This window comes from Streptomyces lacrimifluminis (assembly GCF_014646095.1).
GTDB classification, from domain to species: Bacteria; Actinomycetota; Actinomycetes; order Streptomycetales; family Streptomycetaceae; genus Streptomyces; species Streptomyces lacrimifluminis.
This window is the reverse complement of sequence record NZ_BMMU01000006.1, coordinates 161,202-177,515: the sequence shown is the minus strand read 5'-3', so window position 1 is coordinate 177,515 and position 16,314 is coordinate 161,202. Positions and strand designations below refer to the sequence as shown.

Sequence of the window (16,314 nt, the reverse complement as noted above, 5' to 3'; positions counted from 1 at the left end):
TTTCACTCTTATGACAGCACATGCCGCTTTTCCCACGCCCGACGGCGCGTCGGCCCCCGCACGCCGGGACGTCCTGACCCGCGCCGCACTCCTCGGCACCCTCGCCGCGTCCGCCTCCGCGTGCGCCGACGACGCACGCTCCCGCCCCGCCGCCGCGGGCCCGCCGGCGTTCCGCTTCCGGGGCCCGCGCCAGGCCGGTGTGACAACGCCTCAGCAGACCGCCGCACTTGTCACGGCGTACGACCTCGCCCCGGCGGCACGGGGAGCGGGCGGTGTGCGTGCCCTGCGGGAGGTCTTCGCTCGGTGGACGCGGGCCCTGGCGGAAGTCCTGGACGGCGAACTCGCGCCGCCGACTCCCGTACAGGCGACGGAGATCAAGCGGATCGGGGGCGCCGGGAAGTCCCGGCTCACCGCCACCGTGGCGATCGGTCCCCGGCTCCCCCGGCTGCTGTGTGTCGCCGCCCCGCCCGCGCTGCGCGAGCTGCCGCCGTTCCCCGACGACCGGCTCGACCCCGCGTACGGCGGCGGCGATCTGCTGCTCCAGCTCTGCGCCGACGATCAGCGCGTCACAACGGCCGCCGCGAGCGCGCTGACCCGGCTGGCGGGCGACACCCTGCGTCCGCGCTGGCGGCAGACCGGGTTTGTGCCGCCGACCCCGGCCGGGCGGACACCGCGCAACCTGATCGGCTTCAAGGACGGCACGGAGAACCCGACGCCCGAGGAGTGCGAGCGCTGGGTGTGGTCCGACGACGCCACGTTCCTCGTCGTACGGCGCGTCCACATCGATGTCGCCGGGTTCGCCCGGCTCGGCACGAAGCACCAGGAGCAGATCATCGGGCGGCACCGGGAGAGCGGGGCGCCGCTGGAGCGGCGGCACGAGCACGACGACGTGGACATCTTCGCGAAGACACCGCAAGGCCGGTACGTGATCCCGCTGGGGGCGCACGTGCGTGCGGCCAGTCCTCGGCTGGACGCCGGCGCGCGGATGCTGCGCCGGGGCTACAGCTACGACGCCGGGACGGACGACCGGGGCCTGCTGTTCCTCGCCTTCATGCGGGATCCCGCGCTGTTCGCGCGCGTCCAGCACCGGATGACGGCGACGGACGAGCTGAGCCGCTTCACCGAGCACCGGGGTTCGGCGGTGGCGTACGTCCTTCCGGGTGCCCTTCCGGGCGAGGAGCTGGGGGCACGTCTGCTGGCGTGACCAGGTCCGCGGGCTTGGTCTGCCGGGGTCTCAGCTTGCGTTCCGTACCCGGTTTCACGCCCCACACGTACACGGCGTCGTCCTCGGCGAGGGTGTTCCACAGCCGCTGGGCGTCGGCGACGCGCAGGTTGACGCAGCCGTGGGAGCCGCCGCTGAACAGGTCGCCGGGGGTGCCGTGGAAGGCCTGGCCGTCGCTGAAGAACTGGGCGTACGGCATGGGCGCGTTGTCGTACAGGTCGGAGTAGTGGTCGAGGTTCCGCCAGTAGACGGTGAACCAGCCGGTGCGGGTCTCGTAGCCGTCGCGCCCCGAGCGGATGGGCACCGGCGCGTACACGACCCGGTTCCCGGTCTGCACCCACATCAGCTGCCGGGTCAGATCGACACAGGCGATGCGGTATGTGCGGACCGGGCACTTCCCGGCGGCGTTCGGGTGGGCGCGGGCCTCGACGACAAGCATCGTGCGGTAGGTCGTGAGGCCCGCGTAACCGTCGGCGGGCCGCACCCCGTTGCGGCTCTGGAAGGTGCGGATCGCCTCGCAGTCGGCGGGCGTCTGGCGGCCGTCCACGGGCCGCTTCAGATGCTCCTCCAGCTCCTGCTGGTAGGGGCCGGTGCCGGCGGTGCACGCCTCGGGTGGAGGTGTGGGTGCGGCGGCCGTGGCGATTCCCGTCGGCACCAGCGCCCCCAGGAGGAACCCCACGGCAACCGCCGACGTCGTCACTCGGGAACTCGCCACTGCGCCTCCTCAGCGGGCCGGCCTGCGTCCTCCTCCCAGAGATACGTCACTTCGCTGGAGCCTGTCCGCCCGGACCAGGCGCGTCCGGCGAACTCCGGTGCGCCGCGCGCGCCCCGACGAGGCGCGAGGAAGTGCGCCACCAGCCACGACGGGAACGACACTCGAACACCGCACTTCCCCCGGAGCGCTTAGCCCGAGCGGGTGCGCGGGCCGTCCGGTGCCGCTCACTTCTGTCGCCCCCTCAGGCCGATCGCCGTGAGCGCCATCGCCAGGGGGCCCGGCGCCAGGAACGCCAGCGGGAGCATCGTCCAGGCGCACAGGGCGGCCGTCGCCAGAGCGAGCAGGACGAGGGCGCTGCCGCCCGGGTCGCGGGCGGTGTCCCGGGCGGCGGCACGTACGGCGGCCGGCCAGTCGGTGAGCGACTCGGGGCGTCCGCAGGCACGCAGGCCGGTCACCGCCGCGTACGCGGCGATCGCGGCGGCGACGGCCGCGAAGGCCGGTCCGCCGGGCAGGCCGGTGCGGGCGAGCGCCAGGTCGGCGAGCGTCAGCAGGACGCCTGTCACGGCGGCGAGCCCGGCGAGCAGGTCTCCGGCGCGCAGGCGCTGCCGCAGGAGGCGGACGTAGCGTCCGGCGGTGGCCGGGCGGTCCTCGCGGGTGCCGCGCAGGATCTCGCAGGCCGTGGAGAGCGCGGCGGGGGCGGTCAACAGCGGCAGGCTCGCCACCGCCGTGGCGAGGCCGACGCTCAGGACGTCCGCGAAGAGGGTCATGCGCGGGCCGAAGATCTCGCCCGGCTCACGGGTCGTACGCATACCGCTCATCGCTTCACCCCTTGATCCCGGAGTTGGCCATGCCCTCCACCAGGAACCGCTGGAAGGCGAGGAAGAACAGGACGATCGGCAGCAGCGCGATCACCGACATGGCGAACATCGGGCCGAAGGCGGAGGTGCTGGACGCGTCCACGAACGACCTGAGCGCCAGGGTGAGGGTGAACTTGTCCGGCGAGAAGAGGTAGATCAGCTGGGTGAAGAAGTCGTTCCAGGTCCAGATGAAGGTGAAGATCGCCGTGGTGATCAGCGCCGGGCGGGTGAGCGGGAGGATCACCAGGAAGAAGGAGCGGAACGGGCCACAGCCGTCGATGCGCGCCGCCTCCTCCAGTTCTCGCGGCAGTCCGCGCATGAACTGCACGATGAGGAAGACGAAGAACGCCTCCGTGGCAAGGAACTTGGGCAGGATCAGCGGCCAGTAGGTGTTCACCATGCCGAGCTGGTTGAAGATGATGTACTGCGGGATCAGCACCGCGTGGTGCGGCAGCATGATCGTCGCGATCATGAACGCGAAGAGCGGCCCCCGGAAGCGGAAGCGCAGGCGCGCGAAGGCGTAGGCCGCCAGGGAGCAGCTGAGGACGTTGCCGAGGACCGCGCCGCCCGCGATCAGCAGGGAGTTGGTGAGCAGTCGCCAGACCGAGACGTCGTTCACGCCGTCGAGGGCGGTCCGGTAGTTGGACCACTCCAGGTGGCTCGGCAGCAGGTCGAGGCTGGCGATGACCTCGTTCGCGGGCTTCAGGGAGGTCGCGAGCAGCCAGGCCAGCGGGTAGAGCATGACGAGGAGTGCGGCCAGACAGCCGAGGTGCAGGGCGATCCGGCGCCAGGCAACAGGCTTGCGCACGCCGGGGGTTGGAGTCGCGGTGGCCGTCATCGGACGCCCCCTTCGGTGTCGGAGGCATAGAAGACCCAGGAGCGCGAGGTCCGGAACAGTACGGCGGTGACGGCGCCGATGACGATCAGCAGCACCCAGGCCATGGCGGACGCGTAGCCCATGTGGGAGGCGACGAAGCCCCGGTCGTAGAGGTAGAGCGTGTAGAAGAGGGTCGAGTCGGCGGGGCCGCCCTTGCCGCCGCTCACCGCGAAGGCGGGGGTGAAGACCTGGAAGGCCTGGATCGTCTGGAGGACCAGGTTGAAGAAGATCACCGGGGACAGCATCGGCACGGTGATGGAGAGGAACTGGCGCCATCCGCTCGCGCCGTCCACCTCGGCGGCCTCGTACAACTCCCCCGGGATCTGCTGGAGTCCGGCGAGGAAGATGACCATGGGGGCGCCGAACTGCCACACCGTCAGCAGGGCCACGGTGACGAGCGCCCAGCCGGGCTTGAAGATCCAGCCGCCGGTGCCGAAGAGGTTGTCGACGGTGCCGCCCTCGTTGAACAGCGCCCGCCAGACGAGGGCGACGGACATGGAGGCGCCGAGGAGGGAGGGGGCGTAGAACGCGGAGCGGTAGAAGGCCCGGCCGCGCTTCATGTTCTTCAGGGCGAGGGCGACGACGAGGGCGAGTCCGAGCTGGAGCGGGACCGCGATGACGACATAGGTGAGGGTCGCGCCGACCGACCGCCAGTAGCGCGGGTCCTCGGTGAACATCTGCGTGTAGTTGCGCAGGCCCACCCAGTTGGGCGAGTTGAACAGGTCGTAGTCGGTGAAGGAGAGGTAGAGCGAGACCGCCATGGGGAGCAGGGTGAGCAGGCAGGCGCCCAGCACCCACGGGGACAGGAACACCCAGGCGGCGCCCTCGCGTTGGCGTTTGGGCCGCTTCACGGGAGGGGTCTGTGCGGTGCGGGCGGGTGTCGGTACCTGGGTGGTGGTCATGACCTCAGCTCCGCCTTCGCCTCGGTGACGTAGTCCTGGGCCGCCTCGCGCGGCGACATGCGCTCGTACGACACCTGGTCGTAGTCCCGCTGGAAGGTGGTCTGCAGGGCGCTGTCGCCGGACGGGGGCGCCTGGGGCGGGGTGTCGAGCCTTCCTTCGAGGGTTGCCTGGTAGGCGTAGATCGTCTTGTCGAAGTCCTTGAGCTCGGGGGCGATTTCCTCACGGATCGACTCGTTGACGGGGATGCCCCGGGTAGCGCCGAGGATCGCCGCGGCCTCGCGGTCGTTGAGCATGAAGTCGATGAGCCGGGCAGCCTGTTCGGGGCTGCCGGTGTCGGCGGCGACGCCCATGAACATGGAGGGCTTGAAGTACTGGCCGGGGGTTCCGTCGGCGCCCGAGGGCATGGGGGCGAGGGCGATGCCGTCCGGGATCAGGGCGAGGTAACCGCTGGCCGGGGCGTCCCAGTTCATGTCGGACAGGGCCTTGCCGCGGCCGAGCGGGGTGTTCTCGACCGAGCCGTCGAGCTGGGTGGTCTGCTCGGCGGGCGAGACGACGCCTTCGCGGCGCAGGCCATCGGTGAACGTCCACCAGCGGGTCAAGTCGTCGACCGTGAAACCGAGTTCATGGTCCTTGGTGTAGAGGGACCTGCCCTGGCCGCGCAGCCAGACCTCGAAGGAGTCCTCGCTCTGCCCGGGGTCGGTGGCGCCGGGTTTTCCGGTCTTCTCCTTCAACACCCGCATGGCGTCGGCCCACTGGTCCCAGGTCCAGCCGCCGGCCGAGGCGTCGGCGGGCGGCTTGAGGCCCGCTTCCTTCCACTGCGTCGGGTCGTAGACGACGGTCTCGGTGCCGCGTCCTTGCGGGACGGCGTACTGCTTGCCGTTCAGTTTGCCGGTGGCGAGCAGCCCGGGCTCGAACTCCCCTGTTTTCAGGACGGTTTGCTGCGTACCGAGGTCGAGGAGGACGCCTCCCGAGGCGTACTGGTCGATCATCCGGTAGTCGAGCTGCATGACGTCGGGGGCGTCGCCGCCGGCGGCCTGGGTCGCCAGCTTCTGCTTGTAGGCGTCGTAGCCGGCGAACGAGGTCTGTACCTCGACGTCCGGATACTTCTTCTCGAAGAGGTCGACCGCAGCCTGGGTCCTGGCCGCCCTGTCCGGGTTGCCCCACCAGGTGTAGCGCAGGACGACCTTGCCGCCCGCGCTGGTCGAACCGTCCGGGCCCGAACAGGCCGTGAGTGCGGCACACAGGGCGACGGCGAGACCGGCGGCGACGGCCGCCCTGCGGGACCGCCGGGGCTTCCTCGCCTTGCCGCGAGTCTCGTCGCGAGTCCTGTCCCGTGCCTGGTCGCGAGTCCTGTCGCGTGCGCTGCCACACGTCCTGTCGCGGGTCCTGTCCCGTCTCCTGTTTCCGGGCATGAGCGGGTCACCTCTTTCACTAGAAAGCGCTTCCACCCCCTCGTACGTCGACCCTAGGGAAGGTCCGGATGTCAGAACAAGACCCGTGCACCGATCATGCGCCGATCACCAGGTCAGGTGCAGGCTCAGCGGAGAGCGGTGGATCATCGTCGGGCGCATCGTCACCGGGTGGTCCTCGGCCGGCCGCAGACCCGGCAGACGGCTGGTCAACTCCTGCAGGGTGAGCCGGAGCTGTTCGCGGGCGAGCTGGGAGCCGGGGCAGGCGTGGGCACCGAAACCGAAGGCCAGGTGACGGACCGGGCTGCGGGTGATGTCGAAGTCGTCCGGGCCGGGGTGCCGCACACCGTCCCGGTTGGCGGCGCCGAAGGCGACGAACAGCGTTGCCCCGGCAGGGAGTTCGGTGCCCGCGAGGGTGACCGGGCGGGTGGTGACGCGGCGGAATCCCTGGAGCGCCGTGTCGTACCGGGCGGCCTCCTCCACTGCGGCCGGGATGCGCTCGGGTTCCGCGCACAGCAGCTCCCACTGGTCCGGGTGCCGGAGCAGATGGAGGACCGTCGTACCGATGAGCGCGGTGGTGGTGAGGTGCCCGGCGATCAGCAGGTTCTGGAGGTGGGAGACGGCCTCGTGGCGCTGGCCGAGGGTGAGTTCGGGGGCGGCGTCACCGTCGCCCGTGGCGGTGACGGACGCGACGATGTCCGTGCAGAGATCCTCGCGGGGTTCGGCGTGCCGGGCGCGGGCGTACCGGTCGAGGATGCGCTGTGTCGCCACCACGTCCTGGGCGACGGCGATCTGCTCGTCCTCCGCCAGCGGGCGGAAGAGAAGTTCCTCGGCGCGGTACCCGCCGTGCACGACCGCCGGAATGTCGGCGGGGTCGAGTCCGACGATCCTGCCGATGACCTCTCCGGGCAGACGGCGGGCGTACGCGGACATCAACTCCACGCGCCCGCCCTTGTGTTCGCCGGTACTACCCTGGTCACCGTTCACGAACGCGTCGACCAGGGCGGCGGCGCGCTCGGCGGCGTACGGCACGACGTCGGCGACCCGGGCGGGCGAGAGTCCTTTGACGATCGGCGCCCGCAGCTCCTGATGCCGGTCACCGTCCGCGCCGACGACGACGGGCCGCCCGCCGAACCCCCCTCCCAGCACGGCGAGCGCGGCAGGCGCCGGTATGGCGTCGGGGCGCAGCGCACCGGCAGAGGAGAAGTCATCGGCGCGGCGCAGCACTTCACGTACGTCGGCATCTCGGGCGACCAGCCAGGCATCGAGTTCGGCGACAAAGGTCAGTCCCTCGGCGTCGCGGGCGCGGGCGTAGTACGGATAGGGGTCTCTCTGCAACTCGTCGAGCCTGTCGTGCGGTCGACTGTCCACGCGGTGCCCTCCGGCCATGGGTGCGGGTCACGGGTCACGAGATCGCGCCCATGGTGCCGTACACCGTGCGGTGGCGGAAGCGGTCTTCCGGGCACGTCCTCCGACCCGGGACGCCACCACTCCCACCGCGCCCACCGCGACGCGACACGCATTGCCCCCGCTGGGCGTCCGGCGTACGTCACCTCGTGAATGCCCGCCCGGGCCAAGCGTGTGAGTCCGCTGTGAACACGGGCCGCAGGACTCCGGAACGCGCCGCGTCGCCCGTCGGGTTCCCTACGATCGTGCCGTGGTCAACTTCCTCCTCGAACGCACGGTGCCGCTCCCCCTCGACCAGGCCTGGGGCCGGCTCACGGAGTGGCCCCGCCATGCCTCCGTCGTCCCCCTGACCCGCGTCACGGTACTCACCGACCCGCCGACCCACGAGGGCACGGTGTTCGTCGCCCGCTCGGGGATCGGCCCTCTCGCCTTCGACGACCGTATGGAGGTCACCGTCTGGCGGCCCCCGACTGAGGACACCCCGGGCCTGTGCCGCCTGGAGAAACGCGGCCGGGTCGTCCTGGGCTGGGCGGAGATCGAGGTACGCCCGGGCCCGGGAGGACGCTCGCGGGTGATCTGGCGCGAGGAGTTGCGCGTACGCCTGCTGCCGTCGCTGTTCGACCGTCCGCTGGCTGGGGCCGCACGGTATGTGTTCGGGCGGGCGGTGAACCGGCTGCTGAGGACGGGGTGACCCTCGACATCGAGGATGCCGGCGTCGTCCCGGTGCTTCCGAACGCCACGGCGGCAGCATCGTGGCGAGTGTCTACCACGTGGTGGCCTTAAGACGTGGTCCTGCAAATGGTGTTGGTGAGGGGTTTGTGCCAGTGCTGGGCGTCCCAGCGGCTGGTGCGAGCAGGGTCCACCACGATCACCGCCGTGGGGTTTTCGACAGCATGCGCGGCGCCTTGGCGGCTATGGCTCTGCCCGTGTCCTTGTGTGATCTACGGGGTGTCGGCCCCGGGTTCTCCTGACGAGCACCAGCATCTGATTGATGGGGGTCCGAACCAGCGGTGCTCGGGCGAGAGAGTACGGCGTGTGGCTGCGGTGTTGATGCCGGAGTGGAGGGTGTGGGCTCACGGTGGGCCCCCAGAAGTGCTCCTGCCAGGAGCGCGGCGCCTCCCTACATCCAGGGAATCGGCCTGGCGGAAGGACGCCAGGTGAGCGGTTGGTTTCGGCAGCCTCAGGGAGAGCCTTGATCGATACTTTTCGGATGGGTGGATCAAGGGCCTCCTGGGTCAACACGACGCACGACTGGGCCGGCCTCGTGGACACGGACCATCTCCGTCGGATCCGCCAGGGATCTGCGGAGTTCGCTCCGGGCGGGCCGGTACACCTGGTTCTCGAGGTGGTCGCCTATGCCGCCGACGAGGCAGCGAGCCGGGGCGGCGGACGGTGTGTGGTCACGCTGCATACCGACGGCTCGGTGTCGGTGAAGGACGACGGACGGGGCACCGACACCCGGGCCGACGAGTACGGCCGGATGGTGAAGAAACCGGTCATGGCCACGAAGGACCTTCGGTTCTTCGACCTCCCGGAGGCGGAGCGGCTTCCGGACGGACATGCGCGTCGCGGCATGTCCGTCGTCGCAGCGCTCAGCGAGTGGCTGATTCATACCAACCACCGCCTCAACGGATCCTGGAGTCAGCGCTATGAGCGCGGTGTCCCGGTGACCGACCTGGAGCCCGTCGAGACCGACGGGACCACGGGGACCTGCGTCCGCTTCCTGCCGGACTCCGCCCTGCGTTCGCGGTGGTCGTTGACCGAGGGTGATCTCGCGCGGTGGTCCGAGCACTGGCCCGGCCTGGCTGTCCGCTTCGAGGAGCAGCGCAACGGCGAAAACCGGTCGGGGCAGTGACCCGGGGCGTCCCGATCGAGCTGCTGGGGCGAGCTGCCGGGTCGGCTCCCGACTCCCCGATCCGGCGCTCTGCAGTGGCGGCCTGAAGGCGGCAGGAGTCGGAGCCGGTCTCGATCTGTTGGTCCACCCGCGGAGTCCGACTCGGCTATCTGCACACGACGTTCGGCTGGCCTCAGGCCACCGACCCGATCCGCCCCACCGCCGTGGACATCCCGTCGTGATGGATCGGGGTGTGCGCCCCGGTCAGTGAAACCCCGCTCCCGCCACGCCTGTTGGCGACGATCTCCGACGCGATGGACAACGCGGTCTCCTCCGGCGTACGGGCGCCCAGGTCCAGTCCGATCGGGGACCGCAGCCGCGCCAGCTCCAGCTCGCTCACGCCGACTTCGCGCAGCCGCTCGTTCCGGTCCAGGTGGGTCCGGCGGGAGCCCATCGCGCCGACGTACGCCACCGGCAGCCGCAGGGCGAGCCGGAGCAGGGGGACGTCGAACTTGGCGTCGTGGGTGAGGACGCACAGGACGGTACGGGCGTCCACGGCCGTCCGTTCCAGGTACCGGTGCGGCCACTCGACGACGATCTCGTCCGCCTCGGGGAAACGGGCGGGCGTCGTGAAGACCGGGCGGGCGTCGCACACCGTCACGTGGTAGCCGAGGAACTTGCCCATACGGACCAGCGCCGACGCGAAGTCGATCGCGCCGAACACGATCATGCGGGGCGGCGGCACCGACGACTCGACCAGGACCGTGAGCGGTGCTCCGCAACGTGAGCCCTGCTCTCCGATCTCCAGGGTGCCGGTGCGGCCCGCGTCGAGGCAGGCGCGTGCCTCGGCGGCCACCGTGCGGTCCAGTTCGGGGTGGGCGCCGAAGCCGCCCTCGTACGAGCCGTCCGGGCCGACTAGCAGGGCGCGCCCCAGCAGCTCTCCCGGGCCGGAGACGATCCGTGCGACGGCCGCCGTCTCCCCGCGCGCGGCGGCGGCCAGGGCCGAGGCGAACACCTCGCGGGCGGGATCGGACACCCGTACCGCCGTCACCAGGATGTCGATGACACCGCCGCAGGTCAGGCCCACGGCGAAGGCGTCGTCGTCGCTGTAGCCGAAGCGTTCGAGGACCGACTCGCCGTCCGCCAGGGCCTGTTGGCACAGCTCGTACACCGCGCTCTCCACGCAGCCGCCGGAGACCGAGCCGATCGCCGTGCCGTCGGTGTCCACCGCGAGGGCGGCTCCGGGCCGACGGGGGCCACTGCCGCTCACGGCCACGACGGTGGCCACGGCGAAGTCGCGTCCCTGCTCGACCCACCGGTGCAGTTCTGCGGCGATGTCCAGCATCTCGATCTCCTCAACAACGGCTGTACGGAAAGGACTTACGGGGATCGGCTAGTGCACGCCCAGCCAGCCCTCAAGGGGATGGAGGGCGAAATAGACGAAGAAGACGCCTGTCAGGGCCCACATGAAGGCACCGATCTCCCGCGCCCCGCCCTGCGCGACCTTGATGGCCACGTACGAGATCACGCCGGCCGCAACGCCCGCCGTGATCGAGTACGTGAACGGCATGATCACGACGGTCAGGAAGACCGGGACGGCGGTGGCGCGGTCGGCCCAGTCGACGTGCCGGGCGTTCGACGTCATCATCGCGCCGATCACCACCAGGGCAGCCGCCGCGACCTCCCCGGGCACGATCGCCGTCAGCGGGGTGAAGAACAGACAGGCCGCGAAGAACAGGCCGGTGACGACGGAGGACAGGCCCGTACGGGCGCCCTCCCCCACGCCCGTCGCCGACTCGACGAACACCGTCTGGCCCGACGCGCCGGCCACGCCGCCGATCGCCCCGCCGGCGCCGTCGATGAGCAGTGCCTTCGACAGGCCCGGCATCCGGCCCTTGCTGTCGGCGAGTCCGGCCTCCGTGCCGACGCCGATGATCGTCGCCATCGCGTCGAAGAAGCCGGCGAGGACGAGAGTGAACACGATCATGCCGACCGTCATCGCGCCGACCTCTCCCCAGCCGCCGAACTCGACGTCCCCGAAGAGCGAGAAGTCCGGCATCGACACCGCGCTGCCGTGCAACTCCGGTGCGCCGCTCGCCCATTGCTTCGGGTCGATCACGCCCGTCGTATTGAGCACGACGGCAAGGACGGTACCGCTGACGATGCCGACAAGGATCGCGCCGGGGGTGCCGCGCGCCTGGAGCATGACGATGAGGAGGAGGGTCGCGGCGAACAACAGCACGGGCCAGCCCGCGAGTTCGCCGTTCGGGCCGAGAGAGAGGGGAGTTGCCCCGCCCTGGTGGACGAAGCCGGCCTTCACCAGGCCGATCAGGGCGACGAACAGGCCGATTCCCATGGTGATCGCGTGCTTCAGCGCCAGCGGGATCGCGTTCATGATCATCTCGCGTAGGCCGGTGACGACCAGCAGCATGATGACCACGCCGTACAGCACGCACATGCCCATCGCCTGCGGCCAGGTCATGACGGGCGCCACCTGGGAGGCCAGGACGCCGGACACCGACAGGCCGGCGGCGAGGGCGAGGGGGACCTTGCCGAGGAAGCCCATGAGGAGCGTGGTGACGGCCGCGGCGAGGGCGGTGGCGGTGATCAGGGCGTGCTGGCCGAGCGTGTTTCCGGCCGCGTCCTTGCCGGAGAGGATCAGCGGGTTGAGGAGCAGGATGTACGCCATCGCCATGAAGGTGGTGATGCCGCCGCGGAGCTCTCGGGCGAGGGTGGAGCCTCGGTGGGTGATGTGGAAGTAGCGGTCGAGTGCGGACCGGCCGGGGGCCGCCGGGTCCTGTGTGACGTTCTTCGACTCCAGTGACTGTTGGGTCATGTGTGCCGACTCCCAAGGTTCATAGGGGATTGGGAAGGTGCACGACCCGGGGGACGGCCCGAGGCGAATGGGTGCTTGTGGTGTGCCGTTGTCGGCTGCGGGCCCGGTGGGGGCTGGTCGCGCAGTTCCCCGCGCCCCTGAAGGACACGGCCCCTGCGGGCCGCAAAGCATGGGCGCAGAGCCCCTGCTTTTCAGGGGCTCGGGGAACTGCGCGAGGAGCCCCACCGGGCCCGCACCCGACAACGCACGGAACCGACTACGCCGTGCCCGTCAGGTGCTCCGGGCGTACCGGAGTCTTCGTGAGCTCCAGGCCCGTCGCATTCCGGATCGCCGCCAGGACGGCCGGAGTCGACGACAGGGTGGGCGCCTCGCCGACGCCCCGGAGGCCGTACGGGGCGTGCTCGTCGGCGAGTTCGAGGACGTCGACCGGGATGGTCGGGGTGTCGAGGATGGTGGGGATCAGGTAGTCCGTGAAGGACGGGTTCCTCACCTTGGCCGTCTTGGGGTCGACGACGATCTCCTCCATCACGGCGATGCCCAGGCCCTGCGTGGTGCCGCCCTGGATCTGGCCGACGACCGACAGCGGGTTGAGCGCCTTGCCGACGTCCTGTGCGCAGGCCAGTTCGATGACCTTCACCAGGCCCAGTTCGGTGTCGACCTCGACGACGGCCCGGTGCGCGGCGAACGAGTACTGGACGTGTCCGAAGCCCTGGCCGGTGCGCAGGTCGAAGGGTTCGGTCGGCCGGTGCCGCCACTCCGCCTCGACCTCGACGGACTCCTCGCCCAGGACATCGACCAGGTCGGCGAGGACCTCACCGGCGTCCGTGACGACCTTGCCGCCCTCCAGCAGCAGCTCGGCCGTGGCCCAAGCGGGGTGGTAGGAACCGAACTTGCGGCGCCCGGCCTCCAGGACCTTCTCGCGGACCAGCTCGCACGAGTTCTTGACGGCGCCACCGGTGACGTACGTCTGCCGGGAGGCCGAGGTCGAACCGGCCGAGCCGACCTGGGTGTCGGCCGGGTGGATCGTCACCTGGGCGACGCCCAGCTCGGTGCGGGCGATCTGGGCGTGGACGGTGACCCCGCCCTGGCCGACCTCCGCCATCGCCGTGTGGACCGTGGCCACCGGCTCACCGCCGACAACCTCCATCCGTACCCGGGCGGTCGAGTAGTCGTCGAAGCCCTCGGAGAAGCCGACGTTCTTGATGCCGACCGCGTAGCCGACGCCCCGGACCACGCCCTCGCCGTGGGTGGTGTTGGAGAGGCCGCCCGGCAGCTGGCGTACGTCCGCCGCCTCGCCCGCCGTCAGCCACTGCTGCTCCGGCGGGAGGGGCATCGCCTTGACCCGGCGCAGGAGTTCGGCGACCGGGGCCGGGGAGTCGACGGCCTGGCCGGTGGGCAGCAGCGAGCCCTGTTCCATGGCGTTGAGGCGGCGGAACTCGACCCGGTCCATGCCCACGGCGTCGGCGAGCTTGTCCATCTGGGCCTCGTAGGCGAAGCAGGCCTGGACCGCGCCGAAGCCGCGCATCGCGCCGCAGGGCGGGTTGTTGGTGTAGAGGGCGATGCAGTCGATGTCGACGTCGTCGATGACGTACGGTCCGGCGCCGAGCGAGGCCGCGTTGCCGACGACCGCCGGGGAGGCGGAGGCGTACGCGCCGCCGTCGAGCACGATCCGCGCCTTCAGGTGGGTCAGCTTGCCGTCCTTGGTGGCCCCGTGCTCGTAGGTGAGCTTGGCGGGGTGCCGGTGGACGTGGCCGAAGAAGGACTCGAAACGGTTGTAGACGATCTTCACGGGTTTGCCGGTGCGCAGGGCGAGCAGGCAGGCGTGGATCTGCATCGACAGGTCCTCGCGGCCACCGAACGCGCCGCCGACCCCGGACAGCGTCATCCGGATCCTGTCCTCGGGCAGGCCGAGCACGGGCGCGATCTGGCGCAGGTCGGAGTGCAGCCACTGGGTGGCGATGTAGAGGTCCACACCGCCGTCCTCGGCGGGGACGGCGAGGCCCGACTCCGGGCCCAGGAAGGCCTGGTCCTGCATGCCGAAGGTGTACTCGCCGGTGACGATGAAGTCGGCGCGTGCACGGGCGGCTTCGACGTCGCCGCGGATGATCGGCTGGCGGTGGACGATGTTCGGGTGGTCGACATGGCCGACGTGGTGGTCGGTGCGGTTCTCGTGGAGGAGGATCGCGTCCGGCGCGGTCGCGGAGGCCTCGTCGGTGACGACCGGCAGGTCGCGGTACTCGACCTTGATCTTCGCTGCCGCGCGGCGCGCGGTCTCCGGGTGGTCGGCGGCGACGATGGCGACCGGTTCACCGTGGTGACGGACCCTGCCGTGGGCGAGGACGGGGGTGTCCTGGATCTCCAGGCCGTAGTTCCGCACGTCGGTCGGCAGGTCGTCGTACGTCATGACCGCGTACACGCCGGGCAGCGCGAGGGCCTCGGCCGTGTCGATGGAGACGATCTCGGCGTGGGCGGTCGTGGAGCGCAGGATCTGGCCCCAGAGCATGTCCTCGTGCCACATGTCGGACGAGTAGGCGAACTCGCCGGTGACCTTGAGGGTGCCGTCGGGGCGGAGCGTGGACTCGCCGATGCCGCCCTTGGTCTTCGAGCCCTGGGTGACCTTGGTGGGGGTCCCGAGGGGAGCGTTCCTGCCGGGCATGTCAGACCGCCTCTCCCTGTCGGGCCGCCGCGAGCCGGACCGCGTCCATGATCTTCTCGTAGCCCGTGCAACGGCACAGGTTGCCCGAAAGGGCTTCGCGGATGTCCGCGTCGGTCGGGTTGGGGTTCTGCTCCAGCATCTCGTCGGCGGCGACCAGCAGTCCTGGCGTGCAGAAGCCGCACTGAACGGCGCCGGCGTCGATGAACGCCTGCTGGATGGGGGCCAGTTCGGTGCCCTCACCGGTCTGGGAGTCCGTGTCGCCCTTGGGCTGCCACTGCTTGGCCGCGTCAAGTGACGTACCGCAGGAGCCCGTTCCGCAACTGCCGTGCTCCGTACGCTGTCTGGCGTGGTCGGCGAGCCCTTCGACCGTGACGACCTCGCGCCCTTCCACCTGTCCCGCCGCGACGAGACACGAGCACACCGGTACGCCGTCGAGGCGGACGGTGCACGACCCGCACTCGCCCTGCTCGCAGGCGTTCTTGGAACCCGGCAGGCCGAGCCGCTCCCGCAGGACGTACAGCAGGGACTCGCCCTCCCACACGTCGTCCGCTTCCTGCGGACGGCCGTTGACCGTGAAATTGACGCGCATTACGCGACTCCCTCCGTGCGAGCGGCGGTGCCGCGGTACGACTCCCAGGTCCACGTCAGCGTGCGCCGGGCCATCACGCCGACCGCGTGGCGGCGATAGCTCGCGGTGCCCCGGACGTCGTCGATCGGGTTGCAGGCGCCCGCGCACAGGTCGGCGAACTGTTTGGCGACGGACGGCGTGATGATCTTCCCGTTGTCCCAGAAGCCGCCCTCTGCGAGCGCGGCGTTCAGGAACTCCTCGGCGGCCTTGGCCCGCACGGGTGTGGGCGCCGCCGAGCCGATCCCCGTGCGGACGGTCCGGGTCGACGGGTGCAGTGCGAGCCCGAAGGCGCAGACCGCGATGACCATGGCGTTGCGGGTGCCGACCTTGGAGTACTGCTGGGGGCCGTCCGCCCTGTCGATGTGGACGGCGCGGATCAGCTCGTCGGGGGCGAGCGCGTTGCGCTTGACGCCCGTGTAGAAGTCGTCGATCGGGATCAGCCGGGTGCCGCGTACGGACTCGGCCTCGACCTGCGCGCCCGCGGCGAGGAGCGCCGGGTGGGCGTCGCCTGCCGGGGAGGCGGTGCCGAGGTTGCCGCCGACGCCGCCCCGGTTGCGGATCTGCGGGGAGGCGACCGTGTGGGAGGCGAGGGCCAGGCCCGGCAGCTCGGCGCGCAGGTTCTCCATGATCCGGGTGTAGGGGACGGAGGCGCCGAGCCGCACACTCTGCTCGCCGGTCTCCCATTCGTAGAGATCTCCGACACGGGTCAGGTCGAGGAGGTACTCGGGCCGGCGGTGGTCGAAGTTGATCTCGACCATCACGTCGGTGCCGCCCGCGATCGGCACAGCGGTGGGGTGCTCGGCCTTCGCGGCGAGCGCCTCCTCCCAGCTGGCGGGGCGAAGGAAGTCCATGACCGGCTCTTTTCCTCTTCGTCGCGTGAGTCGTACCCGTGGGCTGTACCAGTAGGCAGTACCCGTGGATCGTCCCCGCGGGTCGTGCGATTGGCTCGTTCATGTGCTGTTCACGTGCGG

General features: G+C 70.7%; 14 protein-coding genes. 3 read left to right on the top strand and 11 right to left on the bottom strand.

The window, feature by feature from the left end; translation table 11 throughout:
* Positions 1 to 10: 10 nt before the first annotated feature.
* Entirely contained in the window at positions 11 to 1,204 is a 1,194-nt protein-coding gene (locus tag IEY89_RS12220; protein ID WP_189147376.1) for a Dyp-type peroxidase, read from the top strand.
* On the opposite strand, the gene IEY89_RS12215 is transcribed toward IEY89_RS12220, so the two are convergent.
* The 6 genes from IEY89_RS12215 to IEY89_RS12190 all read right to left on the bottom strand — a co-directional run bounded on the left by IEY89_RS12215 (position 1,119) and on the right by IEY89_RS12190 (position 7,353).
* Positions 1,119 to 1,937, bottom strand: a complete 819-nt coding sequence (locus IEY89_RS12215; RefSeq protein WP_373287228.1) for a L,D-transpeptidase family protein — start codon at positions 1,935 to 1,937, stop codon at positions 1,119 to 1,121. The two genes, IEY89_RS12220 and IEY89_RS12215, sit on opposite strands and share 86 nt — an antisense overlap.
* Positions 1,938 to 2,161: 224 nt before the next feature.
* Positions 2,162 to 2,755, bottom strand: coding sequence for a hypothetical protein (locus tag IEY89_RS12210; protein WP_189147375.1), 594 nt, complete (start codon positions 2,753 to 2,755; stop codon positions 2,162 to 2,164).
* A gap of 4 nt (positions 2,756 to 2,759) precedes the next feature.
* Positions 2,760 to 3,632 carry a carbohydrate ABC transporter permease gene (locus tag IEY89_RS12205; RefSeq protein WP_189147374.1) on the bottom strand — a complete coding sequence of 291 codons (873 nt, stop codon included), beginning with the start codon at positions 3,630 to 3,632 and terminating at the stop codon, positions 2,760 to 2,762.
* Positions 3,629 to 4,573 carry a carbohydrate ABC transporter permease gene (locus tag IEY89_RS12200; RefSeq protein WP_189147373.1) on the bottom strand — a complete coding sequence of 315 codons (945 nt, stop codon included), beginning with the start codon at positions 4,571 to 4,573 and terminating at the stop codon, positions 3,629 to 3,631. The genes IEY89_RS12205 and IEY89_RS12200 overlap by 4 nt, the downstream gene beginning before the upstream one ends.
* Positions 4,570 to 5,985 (bottom strand): ABC transporter substrate-binding protein, encoded by a 1,416-nt coding sequence (locus IEY89_RS12195; RefSeq protein WP_189147372.1) that lies wholly within the window; start codon positions 5,983 to 5,985, stop codon positions 4,570 to 4,572. The genes IEY89_RS12200 and IEY89_RS12195 overlap by 4 nt, the downstream gene beginning before the upstream one ends.
* Positions 5,986 to 6,090: 105 nt before the next feature.
* Entirely contained in the window at positions 6,091 to 7,353 is a 1,263-nt protein-coding gene (locus IEY89_RS12190) for a cytochrome P450 (RefSeq protein WP_189147371.1), read from the bottom strand.
* Between the two features lie 286 nt (positions 7,354 to 7,639).
* On the opposite strand from IEY89_RS12190, the gene IEY89_RS12185 reads away from it, so the two are divergent.
* Positions 7,640 to 8,080, top strand: a complete 441-nt coding sequence (locus IEY89_RS12185) for an SRPBCC family protein (RefSeq protein WP_189147370.1) — start codon at positions 7,640 to 7,642, stop codon at positions 8,078 to 8,080.
* A 519-nt stretch (positions 8,081 to 8,599) separates the two neighbouring features.
* Positions 8,600 to 9,244 carry an ATP-binding protein gene (locus IEY89_RS12180; RefSeq protein WP_229695172.1) on the top strand — a complete coding sequence of 215 codons (645 nt, stop codon included), beginning with the start codon at positions 8,600 to 8,602 and terminating at the stop codon, positions 9,242 to 9,244.
* A gap of 172 nt (positions 9,245 to 9,416) precedes the next feature.
* On the opposite strand, the gene IEY89_RS12175 is transcribed toward IEY89_RS12180, so the two are convergent.
* From IEY89_RS12175 to IEY89_RS12155, 5 genes are all read right to left on the bottom strand, one after another.
* Positions 9,417 to 10,568 (bottom strand): XdhC family protein, encoded by a 1,152-nt coding sequence (locus tag IEY89_RS12175; RefSeq protein ID WP_189147369.1) that lies wholly within the window; start codon positions 10,566 to 10,568, stop codon positions 9,417 to 9,419.
* Positions 10,569 to 10,616: 48 nt separating this feature from the next.
* Positions 10,617 to 12,059 (bottom strand): NCS2 family permease, encoded by a 1,443-nt coding sequence (locus IEY89_RS12170; RefSeq protein WP_189147368.1) that lies wholly within the window; start codon positions 12,057 to 12,059, stop codon positions 10,617 to 10,619.
* A 256-nt stretch (positions 12,060 to 12,315) separates the two neighbouring features.
* On the bottom strand, positions 12,316 to 14,715 hold the full coding sequence (locus IEY89_RS12165) for a xanthine dehydrogenase family protein molybdopterin-binding subunit (RefSeq protein ID WP_189147367.1): 2,400 nt from the start codon (positions 14,713 to 14,715) through the stop codon (positions 12,316 to 12,318).
* Between the two features lies 1 nt (position 14,716).
* Positions 14,717 to 15,304, bottom strand: a complete 588-nt coding sequence (locus IEY89_RS12160) for a (2Fe-2S)-binding protein (RefSeq protein ID WP_189147366.1) — start codon at positions 15,302 to 15,304, stop codon at positions 14,717 to 14,719.
* On the bottom strand, positions 15,304 to 16,194 hold the full coding sequence (locus IEY89_RS12155) for an FAD binding domain-containing protein (protein WP_189147365.1): 891 nt from the start codon (positions 16,192 to 16,194) through the stop codon (positions 15,304 to 15,306). Before IEY89_RS12155 ends, IEY89_RS12160 begins: the two co-directional genes overlap by 1 nt.
* Positions 16,195 to 16,314 lie beyond the last annotated feature (120 nt).